This is a genomic window from Cyclobacteriaceae bacterium, assembly GCA_025808415.1.
In the GTDB taxonomy this organism is placed as follows: domain Bacteria; phylum Bacteroidota; class Bacteroidia; order Cytophagales; family Cyclobacteriaceae; genus UBA2336.
In genome coordinates this window covers 3,670,975-3,685,695 of the sequence record CP075525.1, presented here as the reverse complement: position 1 = coordinate 3,685,695, position 14,721 = coordinate 3,670,975, and the positions used below count along the sequence as shown (strand labels likewise).

The following is a 14,721-nucleotide window of genomic DNA, read 5'->3' as shown; positions in this document are numbered from 1 at the left end:
TATGGAAAGGAATCTAAGAAAAGAGCGTATTGGTAAAGTGGTGAGCAATAAAATGGTGAAGAGCATTACCGTTGCTGTGGATCGGAAAGTAAAACACCCGATCTATGGAAAGTTTGTTCATAAAACAACCAAGTTTATGGCGCATGACGAGAAAAACGAAGCAGGCATTGGCGATACCGTGCGTATTGCAGAAACCCGTCCGTTGAGCAAGTTAAAGCGTTGGAGATTAGTTGAGATCATCGAAAAAGCGAAGTAATTATGATACAAACCGAGTCAAGACTATCTGTTGCAGATAACAGCGGTGCTAAAGAAGTACTCTGCGTGCATGTGTTAGGCGGCAGCAGCAAGCGTTATGCAACCGTGGGCGACAAAATCGTGGTTACTGTAAAATCAGCCATGCCCTCAAGCCAGGTAAAAAAGGGTACTGTATCGCGCGCTGTAGTTGTTAGAACAACCAAAGAAATCAGGCGAAAGGACGGTTCTTACATTCGCTTTGAAGATAATGCAGCCGTTTTGTTGAACGCCCAGGATGAACCCCGCGGCACCCGTATTTTTGGACCGGTAGCCCGCGAGCTTCGTGAGAAGCAGTTTATGAAAATTGTGTCATTGGCACCTGAAGTGATTTAATACCATGGAAAGAAAGTTTAACAAGCAGCCAAAACTTCACATTCGCAAGGGCGACACCGTGAAGGTTATTGCCGGGGACGATAAAGGCAAAACCGGAAAAGTATTGGAAGTTCAGGTAATGAAGAACCGGGCGATCGTTGAGGGGATCAATATTGTTACAAAGCATGAAAAGCCCTCCGCAGGTAAACCTGAGGGCGGAATCAAGAAAACCGAGGCAGCCTTGCACATCAGCAACTTAATGTTGATTGATCCGGCAAGTGGCAATCCAACCCGCGTTGGAAGAAAGCTTAACGACAAGGGTAAGTTGCAGCGCTATTCAAAGAAAACAGGAGAATTTATAAAATAATGGCTACTCCAAGATTAAAAGAAAAGTACGTGAAGGAAATTGTACCGGCTTTGAAAGAGAAGTTCCAGTACAAGTCTGTTATGCAGGTTCCTAAAATCGAAAAGATCAGCATCAACAAGGGTATGGGCATTGCCGTAACTGACAAAAAGCTGATTGATGTTGCATTGGAAGAAATCACGGCCATCACTGGTCAAAAAGCAGTGTCCACCATATCCAAAAAGGCTATCTCCAACTTTAAGTTGCGTGAAAACATGCCAATTGGTGTAAAGGTTACCCTGCGCGGTGATAAGATGTACGAGTTTCTTGATCGTTTAATGAGCATTGCACTTCCTCGTGTACGTGACTTCCGTGGCATAAGCCCTAAAGGCTTTGATGGTCGTGGAAACTACACCTTAGGCGTAAAGGAACAAATCATTTTCCCTGAGATATCAATTGATAAGGTGAACAAGATCAGTGGTATGGATATTACGTTTGTCACCACGGCACAGACAGACGAGGAAAGTTATGAACTGCTAAAAGCATTCGGGATGCCGTTTGCTAATAAGAACTAAAAATTTGCTATGGCTAAATTATCTGTAATTGCGAGGCAAACCAAAAGAGAGAAGCTTGTAGCGGTATATGCCGCCAAGCGCAAGGCCCTGAAAGAGGCTGGTGACTATGTTGCGTTGGACAAGCTCCCGCGCAATGCATCACCGGTGCGCCTGAAAAACAGGTGCAAGCTTACAGGCCGCCCGAAGGGCTATGTTGGGAAGTTTGGTGTATGCCGGAACGTCCTGCGCGAAATGGCTTCTGAGGGTAAAATCCCCGGTTTGACCAAAGCTAGCTGGTAAAACAGCGCTAGAAATACATATTAGGTTGCTGAGTACCAAGGTCGTGTAAGCGAAACCAGGTAACAGTTTGGATAACAGAAATTGTTAGGTATCTTTGCAGCCCGTTTAAAAGAACGGGCTTGCTTTTTTAAAATGAGCATAAAGAAATAGAAAAAATGACTGATCCTATTTCAGACTATTTGACAAGGTTGCGGAACGCAATCAAAGCCAACCAAAAGGTGGTGGAAATCCCTGCGTCCAACCTGAAAAGGGAAATAACCAAGGTGTTATTCGACAAAGGATACATTCTAAACTATAAGTTTGAGGATGGCCCCACCCCTCAGGGTACTATCAAGATTGCCTTGAAGTACAACCCCGAGACACGTGAGTCGGCAATCACCAAATTGCAACGGATAAGTACGCCCGGTTTGCGCAAGTATGCCAGCACCGGTGCACTGCCTCGCGTAATGAATGGACTTGGTGTTGCCATCATCTCAACATCGCGCGGTGTAGTTACCGATAAAGAAGCCCGCAAATTGAATGTGGGTGGTGAAGTATTGTGTTACGTGTATTAATCGATTGAAGCCATGTCACGTATAGGAAAACTACCCATAGCATTACCCCAGGGAATTACCGTTAATTTTAACAAAGACAACCATACGGTTTCTGTAAAAGGCCCTAAAGGAGAACTGACCCAGGTCATTGATGCCGATTTTATGATCAAGCAAGAAGATGGTCAATTGATCGTTGAACGGCCTACCGAACAAAAGCGCCATAAAGCCATGCATGGTTTGTACCGTGCTTTAATTGCCAACATGATTGAGGGCGTTAAGAATGGTTACAAGAAGCAGCTTGAATTGGTTGGTGTGGGCTTCAAGGCCACGGCTCAGTCTAATGTACTTGAATTAAGTTTAGGGTACTCACACAGTATCTTCCTGGCAATACCCAACGAATTAAAAGTACAGGCCGTTCAGGAAAAAGGTAGCAACCCTACCATTATCCTCGAAGGAATTGACAAGCAGTTAATCGGACAGGTTGCTGCTAAAATCAAATCATTACGTAAAGTAGAGCCTTACAAAGGAAAAGGTATTCGCTTCACGGGTGAGCAGGTACGCAGAAAAGCTGGTAAAGCAGCTGCTAAATAATAATTGAATAAGCATCATAGAAAACCATTTCCTATGGCAGGCAAGAACAGAGAAAGAAGATCAAGAATAAAGCAGGGTGTACGGAAGAAGATTTCCGGTACAACAGAAAGGCCCAGGCTATCTGTCTTCAGAAGCAACACGGGTATCTACGCCCAGATTATTGATGATGTAAAGGGTGTAACCCTTGCTGCAGCATCGGTGAACGATTTGGGTAAGAAAACCGGACTTACTATGGAGAACTCCAGGAATGTAGGGAAAAAGATTGCCGAAAGGGCTCTTGCTTCCGGCATCAGTGATATCGTGTTTGACCGAAACGGATACTTATATCATGGTAATGTAAAAGCCCTGGCCGAAGGTGCACGGGAAGGTGGTTTGAAATTCTAAGAAATTAAGATATGTCAGTTAGCAACATCAGCACAGTAAAGGCGAGCGAAATTGATCTGAAAGAGAAAGTCGTTGCCATTGAGCGCGTAGCGAAAGTAGTGAAGGGTGGACGCAGGTTCAGCTTCGCAGCTATTGTAGTGGTTGGCGATGGCAACGGTGTGGTTGGGTACGGATTGGGTAAAGCCAATGAAGTAACCGATGCCATCACCAAAGGAATTGATGACGCCAAAAAGCATTTGGTGAAAGTTCCGATCTCAAAAGGAACTGTACCCCATGAAGCTATTGGTAAGTTTGGTGGAGGTCTTGTGCTGCTTAAGCCAGCTTCGCCTGGTACAGGTGTTATTGCCGGTGGTGCTATGCGTGCTGTGCTGGAAAGTGCAGGTATTCACAATGTATTGGCGAAATCGAAAGGATCATCTAACCCGCACAACGTGGTTAAGGCAACCTTTAATGCGCTTACAAACATGCGTGATGCATTTACGGTAGCAAAAAACAGAGGAGTATCATTGTCCAAGGTTTTTAACGGATAAGAGCAATGGCTAAGGTAAAGATTACACAAGCAAGAAGTGATATAAAACGACCTGAGCGCCAGCAGCGCACATTGCGTGCACTGGGTTTGGGAAAGGTTAACAAATCGGTTGAAGTGGAGTTGACTCCACAGATTGCCGGTATGATAAGCAAAGTCAACCATTTGATTACGGTAACAGAACTTTAATACCATGAAGTTACATACATTAAAACCTGCCGAAGGTTCGGTTAAAACGAATAAGCGCTTAGGACGCGGACAAGGTTCTGGTGGTACCACTGCTGGCCGCGGACACAAGGGTGCCAAATCCCGTTCAGGCTATTCTAAAAAGTTCGGTTTTGAAGGTGGACAGATGCCTTTGCAGCGCAGGGTGCCCAAGTTTGGCTTTAAGAACAATAACAAGGTATACTTCAAAGCAGTAAACCTTGATGTTCTTGAAACACTGTCTGAAAAAATCAAAGCCGCTGACATTACCATACAAACATTAATTGATAACGGTATTATCGGCAGAACAGACAAAGTAAAGGTTTTAGGAAGAGGAGAGTTGAAATCAAAAGTGAACGTACAGGCCCATGCTTTTTCCGATACTGCCGTAAAGGCAATTGAAAAAGTTGGAGGATCTGCAACCCCAGTAAAACAATAATGAAGCGGTTCTTTACTACCATAAGGAATATTTTTTCGATTGAGGACCTAAGGGTGAGGATTCTTAACACCATGGGTTTCCTGATCATTTTCAGGCTTGGTTCATTTATCGTGCTGCCGGGCGTTGATCCGGTCATTCTTGCACAGAATGCGGTATCTGGTGGCATTTTCGATTTATTGAACACATTCTTAGGTGGTTCCTTCAGCAGGGCCTCTATTTTTGCATTGGGTATAATGCCCTATATCTCGGCATCTATTATCGTGCAATTGCTGGGTTTTGCTGTACCGTATTTTCAAAAAATGCAAAAGGAGGGCGAATCGGGTCGTAAGCGCCTAAATCAGATTACCCGCGTTTTAACAATCTTCATTACGGGCTTTCAGTCGTACGGATACATTCGTGGAACTATTCCTACTGAAGCGATTACATCCCCCGGATTGTTTTTCTATGTTTCCTCAATCGTTATCCTGATTGCCGGCACGATGTTCTGCATGTGGTTGGGTGAACGCATTACCGACAAAGGTATTGGCAACGGTATCTCTATGCTTATTATGATTGGTATTGTTTCCCGTTTCCCGGGAGCGATTATTGATGAGGCCGTGAATAACCGAGGCATGCAGGGAGCCTTGCTATTTATTATTGAATTGCTGGCATTGTTCTTTGTGGTGATGGGTGTAATCATGTTGACTCAGGCCACACGCAGGATTCCTATACAATACGCCAAACAAGTTATTGGCAACAAACTCTATGGCGGTAAGCGTGATTTCATTCCGTTGAAATTAAATTCTGCCGGTGTTATGCCCATCATTTTTGCCCAGGCGTTAATGTTTATCCCTGCATTATTAGCGGGTATTTGGAGGGACAGCGATATTGGGGCTTACATTGGCTCTACATTCTCTGACTTTACTTCATGGCAGTACAATTTACTGTTCGGCTCGTTAATCCTGATCTTTACATTCTTTTACACGGCAATCACGATTAACTCCAATGACATTGCCGATAACTTGAAACGTAACGGTGGTTTTGTGCCAGGTATTAAACCGGGCAAGCAAACTGCTGAATTTATCGATACAGTTTTATCAAGAATTACACTTCCGGGTGCATTGTTCCTGGTGATCGTTGCTATCCTTCCTGCTTTTGCAGTGCGGGCTGGTGTCGGTCAGAATTTCGCACAGTTTTATGGTGGCACATCATTGCTGATTATGGTAGGGGTTATCCTCGACACATTACAGCAGATTGAAAGTTACCTGTTGATGCGTCATTACGAAGGCATGATGAAATCAGGTCGTGTAAAAGGTCGTTCTCAATTTGCTGCGGCTTAGTGCTGGATGGTCCACTTAAAGACTGAAGAGGAAATCCAAATCATCAAGGAAAGCGCCCTCATATTGGGCAAAACCCATGGTGAAATAGCGAAGCTGGTAAAACCTGGAGTGAAAACTTCGGTGCTGGATAAAGTGGCAGAAGAATTTATCCGTGATCATGGAGGGGTTCCATCCTTCAAGAATTACAATGGTTCCTTTCCTGCTTCACTTTGTATTTCAGTAAACGAAGTGGTTGTACATGGTTTTCCTGGCAACTATGAGTTGCGTGAAAAAGATGTAGTAGCCATTGATTGTGGAGTTTACTATAAAGGTTTTCATAGCGATTCAGCTTATACCTACCCGTTGGAAGGTGTGGATGAAAAAACTCTCCTGCTGCTGGAGCGAACGTACGAGTCCTTGTTTAAAGGAATCGAACAAGCTAAAGCAGGTAACCGAATGGGTGATGTGAGTCATGCCATTCAGAGTTATGTAGAAAGTTTTGGATATGGTGTGGTTCGGGAGTTGGTAGGGCATGGAGTGGGTAAAAACCTTCATGAAGATCCTGAAGTTCCGAATTATGGCAAGCGGGGAAAGGGTGTGAAACTGGTAGCGGGAATGGTTTTCGCCATTGAGCCAATGATCAACATGGGAACAAAAAATGTTGTTCAGGAGCGCGATGGGTGGACGATCAGGACAGCCGACAGAAAACCATCAGCCCATTTTGAGCATATGGTTGCGATACGGGACGACAAAACAGAGGTGTTAACGACACATAAGTATATAGAAGAAAATTATTCATTTAAGTGGCGAAACAGAAGTCGATAGAGCAAGATGGAACGATAATGGAAGCATTATCAAACGCCATGTTTCGTGTTCAGTTGGAAAACGGACATGAGGTACTGGCGCATATTTCCGGAAAGATGAGGATGCATTACATCCGAATACTACCGGGCGATAAGGTAAGACTGGAAATGTCGCCTTATGATTTGACAAAAGGGAGAATTGTATTTAGGTATAAATAGATAGGGCCGTAAGCAATTGCGTCCCAACAACCAACAGAGCAATGAAAGTAAAAGCATCCATAAAAAAGCGTAGCGCTGATTGTAAGATTATCAGGCGCAAGGGCAAGTTGTATGTGATTAACAAGAAGAACCCGCGTTACAAGCAGAGACAAGGGTAATCTTCATTTATTGAGAAGCATTAAAAACTGAAACCGATAATTTAACAACATGGCAAGGATACAAGGTGTCGATATACCGGATAACAAAAGGGGCGAGATTAGCCTGACCTACATCTATGGTATTGGCCGAAGGACCGCTCAAAAGATTTTAACCGGTGCCGGAGTAGACTGGGACAAAAAAGCAAAGGATTGGACTGATGAAGAGTCTAATGCTATTCGTTCCATTATTGCCGAGGGCATCCGGGTGGAAGGTGCGCTTCGCTCCGAAGTTCAACTGAGCATAAAGCGCTTAATGGATATCGGTTGCTACCGTGGCTTGCGCCACCGTAAGGGTCTTCCGGTTCGCGGACAAACAACTAAAAACAATGCACGTACCCGAAAAGGAAAACGTAAGACAGTAGCGAACAAGAAGAAGGCTACGAAAGGTTAATTGATCTGGATATAAAAATAGAATAGAGTAATGTCCTCAGAAAAAAGAAAAGATAAAGCCAAAAAGCGTGTGGTACAGGTGGAGGCCATAGGCCAAGCCCATATTCACGCTACGTTTAACAACATCGTGATATCCATGACCAATTCAACCGGTCAGGTGATCACGTGGGCTTCGGCCGGTAAAATGGGCTTCAAAGGTTCAAAGAAGAACACGCCTTACGCTGCCCAGGTAGCTGCTCAAGACTGTGCTTCCCGCGCCTTCGAGCTTGGTTTGCGCAAAGTTGAGGTATTTGTTAAAGGCCCTGGTGCAGGACGCGAATCAGCAATCCGCACCATTCAATCTGCCGGAATTGAAGTTACTACCATTAAGGACATGACTCCGCTTCCGCACAACGGATGCCGTCCTCCTAAAAAGAGAAGAGTATAATTTAAAGAAAATTGAAACGATTGACGAACGAAGGTTACTGACCGGACTCAACGATCTAAAATAAAAACAGAAATGGCACGATACACAGGCCCACGAGCAAGAATTTCAAGACGTTTTGGAGAGCCCATCTTAGGTGAGAATAAAGCTATCCAAAAGAAGAACTATGCACCGGGTATGCATGGCAAAGGCAAAAAAAGAAAGCAGTCTGAATACGCTGTACAGCTGGCTGAAAAGCAAAAGGCAAAGTACATTTATGGATTGTTGGAGCGCCAGTTTGCCAAGCTTTTTGACAAAGCATCGCGTAAAAAGGGTATTACGGGTGAAACGCTCCTTCAACTTTTGGAAGCTCGCCTGGACAATGTAGTATACCGTTTAGGTATAGCTCCTACACGCAGGGCCGCCCGCCAGTTGGTTTCGCACAAGCACATTACCGTAAATGGTGAGTTGGTCAATATTCCATCATTTACACTCCGCGCTGGCGATACGGTGGGTGTTCGCGAAAAATCAAAATCACTGGAGGCCATCACCACCAGCCTATCCATACAGGGTGTTAAAAAATATCCCTGGCTTGAGTGGGATGCCACTGAAATGGAAGGGAAACTTATTCACATTCCCGTCCGTCAGGACATCCCCGAGAACATCAATGAACAATTGATCGTTGAATTGTACTCGAAGTAATTCTAACCCTTTTAATCAGAACGCATTATGTCAATATTAGCATTTCAGATCCCGGATAAAGTTGTAATGGAAAAGGCCGATGATTTTCACGGCACCTTTACCTTTAAACCGCTCGAAAAAGGTTACGGTGTTACCATTGGTAATGCTTTGCGCAGGATTTTATTGTCTTCGTTGGAAGGTTATGCCATTACCGGAATAAAAATACCGGGTGTGCTGCATGAATTTTCTACCATTGAAGGTGTAGTAGAGGATGTTGCAGAAATCATCCTCAATTTGAAGATGGTTCGTTTTAAGAAAATCACAGACGGCTTCGACACAAAAGTTACGATCAATATTAAGAAGCAAAAACAGTTTAAGGCTGGTGATATAACCAAGTTTACTTCTGCTTTTGAAGTGTTGAACCCCGAGCATGTCATCTGTAACCTGGATGAATCAGCCCAGTTTGAAATTGAGCTTACAATAGAAAAGGGTAGGGGCTACTTGCCTGCCGAAGAAAGCAAACCGGCTGAACAGGTATTCGGGTTCATTCCCATCGATGCCATCTTTACACCGATCAAGAATGTGAAGTTCAGCGTGGAGAATACACGGGTGGAGCAAAAGACTGACTATGAAAAACTGGTACTTGAAATTCAAACCGATGGTTCAATCCATCCCGAACAAGCCCTTGAAGGCGCTGCGCATATCCTGATCAAGCATTTTGCCCTGTTCTCGGATAAGTCAATGGAACTTGAAACCGGTAAGGATGCAGAGGTTGAGCAGGTTGATGAGGAACTTTTGCATATGCGCAAGTTGTTGAAAACACCGCTTCACGACCTGGATTTGTCGGTGCGCGCATACAACTGCTTGAAAGCAGCGGATGTAAAAACATTGGGCGATTTGGTTGAACTTGAAATTTCCGACATGATGAAATTCAGGAACTTCGGTAAGAAGTCCCTGGCAGAATTGGAGCAACTGGTGGCCGAAAAAGGTTTGACCTTCGGCATGGACCTGGTTAAGTATAAACTTGAAGAAGATTAATTGAAATGAGACACGGTAAGAAAGTAAACCATCTGGGAAGAACCGCCAGCCACCGCAGTGCACTGCTGTCAAACATGGCTTCTTCCCTCATCTTGAGCAAGCGCATCACCACCACGGTTGCCAAAGCAAAAGCATTGCGTAAGTATGTTGAGCCGCTTATTACCAAGGCTAAGAGTGATACCATGCACTCCAGGAGAACGGTGTTCTCATATTTACAGAACAAGGAATCTGTAAAGGAGCTCTTTGGCACAGTTGCTTCCCGCACTGCAGAGCGACCGGGAGGGTACACCCGCATTATAAAAATGGGTGATGTGCGCCTGGGAGATAATGCCGAAATGTGCCTCATTGAGTTAGTTGATTTCAACGATATTTATAAAAAGGAGGGCACAGCCAAAAAGGCTAAAACCCGCAGGAGCCGTGCGGCCAAGGGCAAGAAAGCCGAGGAAGCAGCAGCTGATGCACCGGTAGCCGAAGAAAAGGCCGAGAAACCGGCAAAAAAGGCTTCTAAAAAAACTGAAGACAAGGAATAGTGATATTCTCTGTAACCATACACGAAAGGATTGGACGATAGTTCAATCCTTTTTTATTTGTGTTTAGGCCGCTAAATCGTTTGTGACGAAAAAGTTTTTGGATTCGTCACGGTATAAGCGCTTGAAGTTTATTTTTGTAAAACCACTAAAACACGTGAGCAAAAAAGCCTACTTACTTCTTGAAGACGGCCTCCTGTTGGAAGGCCTCCTGATCGGTAAACCCGGTACCACGGGCGGGGAAATTTGTTTCAACACCGGCATGACGGGCTATCAGGAAATCTATACTGACCCATCGTATTTTGGCCAAATCATCGTTAACACTACGGCCCATATTGGCAATTACGGAACTGTTGATGCGGAACAGGAATCAGAAGCGCCAAAGATAAGCGGGTTGGTGGTAAATGAATTTTCAAAAGAGTTTAGCCGCAAGACTTCAAACGAAAGCCTCCAGCAATATTTGGAAAAGCATGGTATAACCGGCATTTCAGATGTTGATACCCGGAAGTTGGTGCGTTATATCCGAAGCAAAGGCGCCATGAATGCACTCATTTCATCCGAGCTAAGTCCGGAAGAGATGAAAAGCGAAATCAAAAATGTGCCTTCCATGGATGGGTTGGAGTTGTCATCAAGGGTTTCGACAAAAAAGGAGTACACCGTTGGCGATGCCGGTGCACCATTTCGTATAGCCGCAATAGATTTTGGTATCAAGAAAAGCATACTCACCAACCTGGCCGAACGCGGTTGTTACCTAAAAGTATTTCCTGCGAAAACACCTTTCGCAACATTAGAAGCCTGGGAGCCTCACGGATATTTTCTTTCCAACGGACCGGGCGATCCGGCTGTTATGGATTACGCCATTAAAACGGTTCAGCAAATTCTTGAAACCAATAAGCCCGTTTTTGGCATTTGTCTTGGTCACCAATTACTGGCCCAGGCCAATGGTATCTCAACCTATAAAATGCACCATGGCCATCGCGGATTGAACCACCCCGTTAAAAACCTGGTAACGGGTTTGGGCGAAATGACATCCCAAAACCATGGCTTCGCAGTAAGCGAAAAGGATATTGAAGGCAATAACAACATTGAAGTAACACACCTTCACTTAAATGACAATACCATTATGGGTATTCGTGTGAAAAATAAGAAGGCCTTCTCTGTTCAGTACCACCCTGAGGCTTCACCAGGTCCACACGACTCTCGTTACCTGTTCGATCAATTTGTTGAAATGATACGGCAGGAACAACTGCAGACGGTCGGCAACTAGCATTAAACATTAACTATTAAATAAAAATACTTATGTCTTTAATTGAAAGTATTCATGCCCGGCAGATTTTGGATAGCCGCGGAAACCCAACCATTGAAGTAGATGTTGTAACCGTCAACGGTGCGTATGGCCGTGCTGCAGTTCCCTCTGGTGCGTCAACCGGAACGCACGAAGCGGTTGAGCTTCGCGATGGCAACAAAAAGCAATACATGGGGAAAGGCGTGTTGAAAGCCGTTGAGAATGTAAATACCAAAATTGCTTCTGAAGTAGTGGGCTTTTCGGTTTTCGAGCAGAATTTGCTGGATAAGATTATGTTGGAATTAGATGGTACGCCTAACAAAGGTAAACTGGGTGCCAATGCCATATTGGGTGTATCGTTGGCAATTGCCAAGGCTGCTGCCATGGAAGCCGGCCTGCCGCTTTATCGCTACATCGGTGGGGTAAATGCCAACACACTTCCGGTGCCCATGATGAACATCCTGAACGGTGGGAGCCATGCCGATAATGCCATCGACTTTCAGGAGTTTATGGTGATGCCGGTGGGGGCTGATACATTTTCAGAAGCATTGCAAATGGGAGCCGAAGTATTTCACACACTGAAAAAAGTTTTACACGATAAGGGCCTTTCCACCAACGTGGGTGACGAAGGTGGTTTTGCACCAAACCTTAAATCGAACGAAGAAGCCATTGAAGTAGTGTTACAAGCCATTGAGAAGGCAGGGTACAAACCCGGATCAGATATTTTCGTAGCACTTGATCCGGCAGCTTCAGAATTCTACGACTCAAAAGCTAAAGTGTATCACTTCAAAAAATCATCGGGTAAGAAGTTGAAGCCCGTTGAAATGGCTGAATACTGGACGAACTGGATCAAGAAGTACCCGATCATTTCATTGGAAGATGGCATGGCCGAGGATGACTGGACAGGTTGGAAGGCACTATCAGAAAAGGTTGGCGATAAAGTACAGTTGGTAGGTGACGATTTGTTTGTGACCAATGTAAAGCGCTTACAAAAGGGGATAGATGAAAGTATTGGAAACTCTATTTTGATTAAAGTAAATCAAATAGGTTCTTTAACGGAAACCATTGATACGGTAAACCTGGCCAAGCGCAATGCCTATAAATGTGTGATGTCGCACCGCTCGGGTGAAACGGAGGACAGTACCATTGCCGATCTGGCGGTGGCACTGAATACCGGCCAGATAAAAACCGGATCAGCGTCCCGCTCTGACCGGATCGCAAAGTATAACCAGTTGATACGGATTGAGGAAGAATTGGGTGAAGTAGCCTATTTCCCCGGAAAGAAGTTTTAATACATATTGTGTACTGTTACAAAAAAGCCCCGGTCCTATCGGGGCTTTTTAGTTCTTGCCATTTATTTTCTATCTTCGAATACTTTTTAAACTGCTATGTTATACCGCATACCCAAAATTTTCCGGAATTTTTATGTTGTAGCCGGGCTTGTTTTTTTAACCTGGATGCTTTTCCTCGATTCAAATGATTTTATGGCGCGCTATAAATTATCGGCCAGGCTACGGGCATTGGAAAATGATAAGGCTTATTACGTTGAAAAAATAAAGGAAGTGGAAAAGGACCGGGAAGAACTTTTTGGCGACCGTGAATCATTGGAAAAGTTTGCCCGGGAGAAATATTTAATGAAGAAAGAAAACGAAGATGTGTTTGTGATCGTTGAAGAATAAAATTGATTATGCGTACAACGGTTCTTTTGCTGTTTTTGGTTGTTTCGGTGGGTACAGTTTTGGCCCAAGGCGAAGACAACAGTTTAAAGGGTGTTCCTTTTAAGGAGCGCATTGTTACCGGTGGTGGTTTCGGGTTGGGCTTTGGCAATACCCAGGATTTTGTTTCCCTTTCGCCCATTATCGGTTACTCGGTTACCCGAAAATTTTTGGTGGGTTCAGGTTTTACCTACCGTTATACAAGGTTCAAACTTGTTACACCTTCCATTTCGTTTAATGATTATTCCATTAACCCGTTTGCCAGGTTTACCATTTACAAGGGTTTTTTTGTGCAAACAGAGTTCGAGCACTTGAATTATCAATTACTTACCGGGCAGGGAGCTGAAAAGACACGCAGGGACTATAACAGTTTTTTAGCCGGTGGTGGGTTTATTCAGCCAATGGGTAACCGCTCATCGTTTTTTCTGATGGCACTTTACAACTTTTCATACACGGCTTCCGATGCCTTTTACACACCGTATCAAAGTCCGTGGGTTATCCGTGCGGGTGTGAATATTGGCGGGTTTGTTTTTTAAAGCACAACATCAAATTTTTTCCCGAGATCTTTTAAATCATCCACAACCTTTGGATTAAGCGGTATACCTTCATCTCTCCTTCGTGTGCTCATTTCCCGTTCCGGATCACCATGAATCAATACTTTTTCTTTACCCCCAATGGTTTTTGACGAACGAAATCGCGTAATCCAGTTGTCCATGTGTTTTTTAAATTCATCGGCAGGCCGGAAAGCATCAACACGCATCGCGCCAAGGAAATGACCAATGCCTTCGCCAACCGGATCGGCAGGAGGTTGTAAAAAGGCGACAAAGGGAGGAACCCACGGCCCATAATTGGCACCCGAAAGTACAGCCGATAAAATATCAACCATGGCGCCAAGTCCGTAACCTTTATGGCTACCATGTTCATAATCGCTACCCAATGGAATTAACGCCCCACCATCTTTTAACTCGTGTGGGTTGGCTGAAGGCATTCCGTCTTTGGTTTGAATCCAACCTAGCGGAGCTTCCTTATTTTTTCGTTGAAGGATTTCAAGTTTACCGTTAGCTGCCGTGGTGGTAGCCATATCAAGTATGAAAGGTGGTTGCTTATCAGCCGGCACAGCAATGGAGATAGGGTTTGTTCCCAATAACCGCTCAACAGAAAAAGTTGGGGCTACCAATGGGCTGGCATTCGTCATCGCCCAGCCGATCATATCGTGTTGCAGGGCCATCATGGTATGGTAGCCTGCAATACCAAAATGGTTTGAGTTTTTCACCGCTACCCATCCGGTTCCTGCTGTTTTAGCTTTGGTTATAGCAATCTCCATGGCTTTAGGCGCCACCACCAGGCCTAATCCGCCATCGCCATCCACAACGGCTGTGCTGGGTGATTCATGAACAATTTTAATATTGGGTGTGGCATTTATACGCCTGGCTTCCCATAATCGCACATAGCCGGATAGCCGTGCCAGACCGTGCGAATCGATACCCCGAAGGTCGGCCGAGAGCAATACCTCGGTGGCGAGGTTGGCATCATCATCGGAGCATCCAATTTTTTTGAAAATAGCAAGACTGAAGTGCTTAAGGGATTCAACCTGAAATATGTGTTCATCTGTCATGGCGCAAAGATAATCTCAATTGAATAAGCCATCCTAAAACCATTTCGTGGTGCAGCACGATTTTAAGGTT

Annotated in this window: 25 protein-coding genes; 24 read left to right on the top strand and 1 reads right to left on the bottom strand. The window is 44.6% G+C overall.

Going from position 1 to position 14,721, the window contains the following annotated elements; all coding sequences use genetic code 11:
* Position 1: 1 nt before the first annotated feature.
* The 24 genes from rpsQ to KIT51_16205 all read left to right on the top strand — a co-directional run bounded on the left by rpsQ (position 2) and on the right by KIT51_16205 (position 13,572).
* The gene (gene rpsQ, locus KIT51_16320; GenBank protein ID UYN86409.1) at positions 2-256 is read left to right on the top strand and encodes a 30S ribosomal protein S17; all 255 of its coding nucleotides are present in this window, start codon (positions 2-4) and stop codon (positions 254-256) included.
* A gap of 2 nt (positions 257-258) precedes the next feature.
* Entirely contained in the window at positions 259-627 is a 369-nt protein-coding gene (gene rplN, locus KIT51_16315; GenBank protein ID UYN86408.1) for a 50S ribosomal protein L14, read from the top strand.
* A 4-nt stretch (positions 628-631) separates the two neighbouring features.
* Positions 632-973, top strand: coding sequence for a 50S ribosomal protein L24 (rplX, locus tag KIT51_16310; protein ID UYN86407.1), 342 nt, complete (start codon positions 632-634; stop codon positions 971-973).
* The gene (rplE, locus tag KIT51_16305; protein UYN86406.1) at positions 973-1,524 is read left to right on the top strand and encodes a 50S ribosomal protein L5; all 552 of its coding nucleotides are present in this window, start codon (positions 973-975) and stop codon (positions 1,522-1,524) included. Before rplX ends, rplE begins: the two co-directional genes overlap by 1 nt.
* A gap of 9 nt (positions 1,525-1,533) precedes the next feature.
* A complete protein-coding gene (gene rpsN / locus KIT51_16300; GenBank protein UYN86405.1) occupies positions 1,534-1,803 on the top strand; it encodes a 30S ribosomal protein S14 in 270 nt (89 codons plus the stop codon).
* A gap of 155 nt (positions 1,804-1,958) precedes the next feature.
* Positions 1,959-2,357, top strand: a complete 399-nt coding sequence (gene rpsH, locus KIT51_16295; GenBank protein ID UYN86404.1) for a 30S ribosomal protein S8 — start codon at positions 1,959-1,961, stop codon at positions 2,355-2,357.
* Between the two features lie 12 nt (positions 2,358-2,369).
* Complete coding sequence (gene rplF, locus KIT51_16290; protein ID UYN86403.1) at positions 2,370-2,927, top strand: 50S ribosomal protein L6; 558 nt, start codon at positions 2,370-2,372, stop codon at positions 2,925-2,927.
* Positions 2,928-2,960: 33 nt separating this feature from the next.
* Positions 2,961-3,311 (top strand): 50S ribosomal protein L18, encoded by a 351-nt coding sequence (gene rplR, locus KIT51_16285; protein ID UYN86402.1) that lies wholly within the window; start codon positions 2,961-2,963, stop codon positions 3,309-3,311.
* A gap of 11 nt (positions 3,312-3,322) precedes the next feature.
* Positions 3,323-3,841, top strand: coding sequence for a 30S ribosomal protein S5 (rpsE, locus tag KIT51_16280; protein UYN86401.1), 519 nt, complete (start codon positions 3,323-3,325; stop codon positions 3,839-3,841).
* A 5-nt stretch (positions 3,842-3,846) separates the two neighbouring features.
* On the top strand, positions 3,847-4,026 hold the full coding sequence (rpmD, locus tag KIT51_16275; protein ID UYN86400.1) for a 50S ribosomal protein L30: 180 nt from the start codon (positions 3,847-3,849) through the stop codon (positions 4,024-4,026).
* 4 nt (positions 4,027-4,030) lie between these two features.
* On the top strand, positions 4,031-4,480 hold the full coding sequence (gene rplO / locus KIT51_16270) for a 50S ribosomal protein L15 (GenBank protein UYN86399.1): 450 nt from the start codon (positions 4,031-4,033) through the stop codon (positions 4,478-4,480).
* Positions 4,480-5,799 carry a preprotein translocase subunit SecY gene (gene secY / locus KIT51_16265; GenBank protein UYN86398.1) on the top strand — a complete coding sequence of 440 codons (1,320 nt, stop codon included), beginning with the start codon at positions 4,480-4,482 and terminating at the stop codon, positions 5,797-5,799. The genes rplO and secY overlap by 1 nt, the downstream gene beginning before the upstream one ends.
* A gap of 6 nt (positions 5,800-5,805) precedes the next feature.
* Positions 5,806-6,603, top strand: a complete 798-nt coding sequence (gene map, locus KIT51_16260) for a type I methionyl aminopeptidase (protein UYN86397.1) — start codon at positions 5,806-5,808, stop codon at positions 6,601-6,603.
* On the top strand, positions 6,582-6,800 hold the full coding sequence (gene infA, locus KIT51_16255) for a translation initiation factor IF-1 (protein UYN86396.1): 219 nt from the start codon (positions 6,582-6,584) through the stop codon (positions 6,798-6,800). The genes map and infA overlap by 22 nt, the downstream gene beginning before the upstream one ends.
* A gap of 41 nt (positions 6,801-6,841) precedes the next feature.
* Entirely contained in the window at positions 6,842-6,958 is a 117-nt protein-coding gene (gene ykgO / locus KIT51_16250) for a type B 50S ribosomal protein L36 (GenBank protein UYN86395.1), read from the top strand.
* Positions 6,959-7,007: 49 nt separating this feature from the next.
* Positions 7,008-7,388 (top strand): 30S ribosomal protein S13, encoded by a 381-nt coding sequence (rpsM, locus tag KIT51_16245; protein ID UYN86394.1) that lies wholly within the window; start codon positions 7,008-7,010, stop codon positions 7,386-7,388.
* Between the two features lie 30 nt (positions 7,389-7,418).
* Positions 7,419-7,814, top strand: a complete 396-nt coding sequence (gene rpsK, locus KIT51_16240; protein UYN86393.1) for a 30S ribosomal protein S11 — start codon at positions 7,419-7,421, stop codon at positions 7,812-7,814.
* Positions 7,815-7,886: 72 nt separating this feature from the next.
* Positions 7,887-8,492 (top strand): 30S ribosomal protein S4, encoded by a 606-nt coding sequence (gene rpsD, locus KIT51_16235; GenBank protein UYN86392.1) that lies wholly within the window; start codon positions 7,887-7,889, stop codon positions 8,490-8,492.
* A gap of 27 nt (positions 8,493-8,519) precedes the next feature.
* Positions 8,520-9,509 (top strand): DNA-directed RNA polymerase subunit alpha, encoded by a 990-nt coding sequence (locus KIT51_16230; protein UYN86391.1) that lies wholly within the window; start codon positions 8,520-8,522, stop codon positions 9,507-9,509.
* Between the two features lie 5 nt (positions 9,510-9,514).
* A complete protein-coding gene (gene rplQ / locus KIT51_16225; GenBank protein ID UYN86390.1) occupies positions 9,515-10,039 on the top strand; it encodes a 50S ribosomal protein L17 in 525 nt (174 codons plus the stop codon).
* Positions 10,040-10,193: 154 nt separating this feature from the next.
* Complete coding sequence (carA, locus tag KIT51_16220) at positions 10,194-11,303, top strand: glutamine-hydrolyzing carbamoyl-phosphate synthase small subunit (protein ID UYN86389.1); 1,110 nt, start codon at positions 10,194-10,196, stop codon at positions 11,301-11,303.
* Between the two features lie 32 nt (positions 11,304-11,335).
* A complete protein-coding gene (gene eno, locus KIT51_16215) occupies positions 11,336-12,613 on the top strand; it encodes a phosphopyruvate hydratase (protein UYN86388.1) in 1,278 nt (425 codons plus the stop codon).
* Positions 12,614-12,709: 96 nt separating this feature from the next.
* Positions 12,710-13,000, top strand: a complete 291-nt coding sequence (locus tag KIT51_16210) for a septum formation initiator family protein (protein ID UYN86387.1) — start codon at positions 12,710-12,712, stop codon at positions 12,998-13,000.
* A gap of 8 nt (positions 13,001-13,008) precedes the next feature.
* A complete protein-coding gene (locus tag KIT51_16205; protein ID UYN86386.1) occupies positions 13,009-13,572 on the top strand; it encodes a hypothetical protein in 564 nt (187 codons plus the stop codon).
* Here the strand turns inward: KIT51_16205 and KIT51_16200 are convergent.
* Positions 13,569-14,651 (bottom strand): Ldh family oxidoreductase, encoded by a 1,083-nt coding sequence (locus KIT51_16200; protein ID UYN86385.1) that lies wholly within the window; start codon positions 14,649-14,651, stop codon positions 13,569-13,571. The genes KIT51_16205 and KIT51_16200 overlap by 4 nt on opposite strands.
* Between the last annotated feature and the right edge of the window lie 70 nt (positions 14,652-14,721).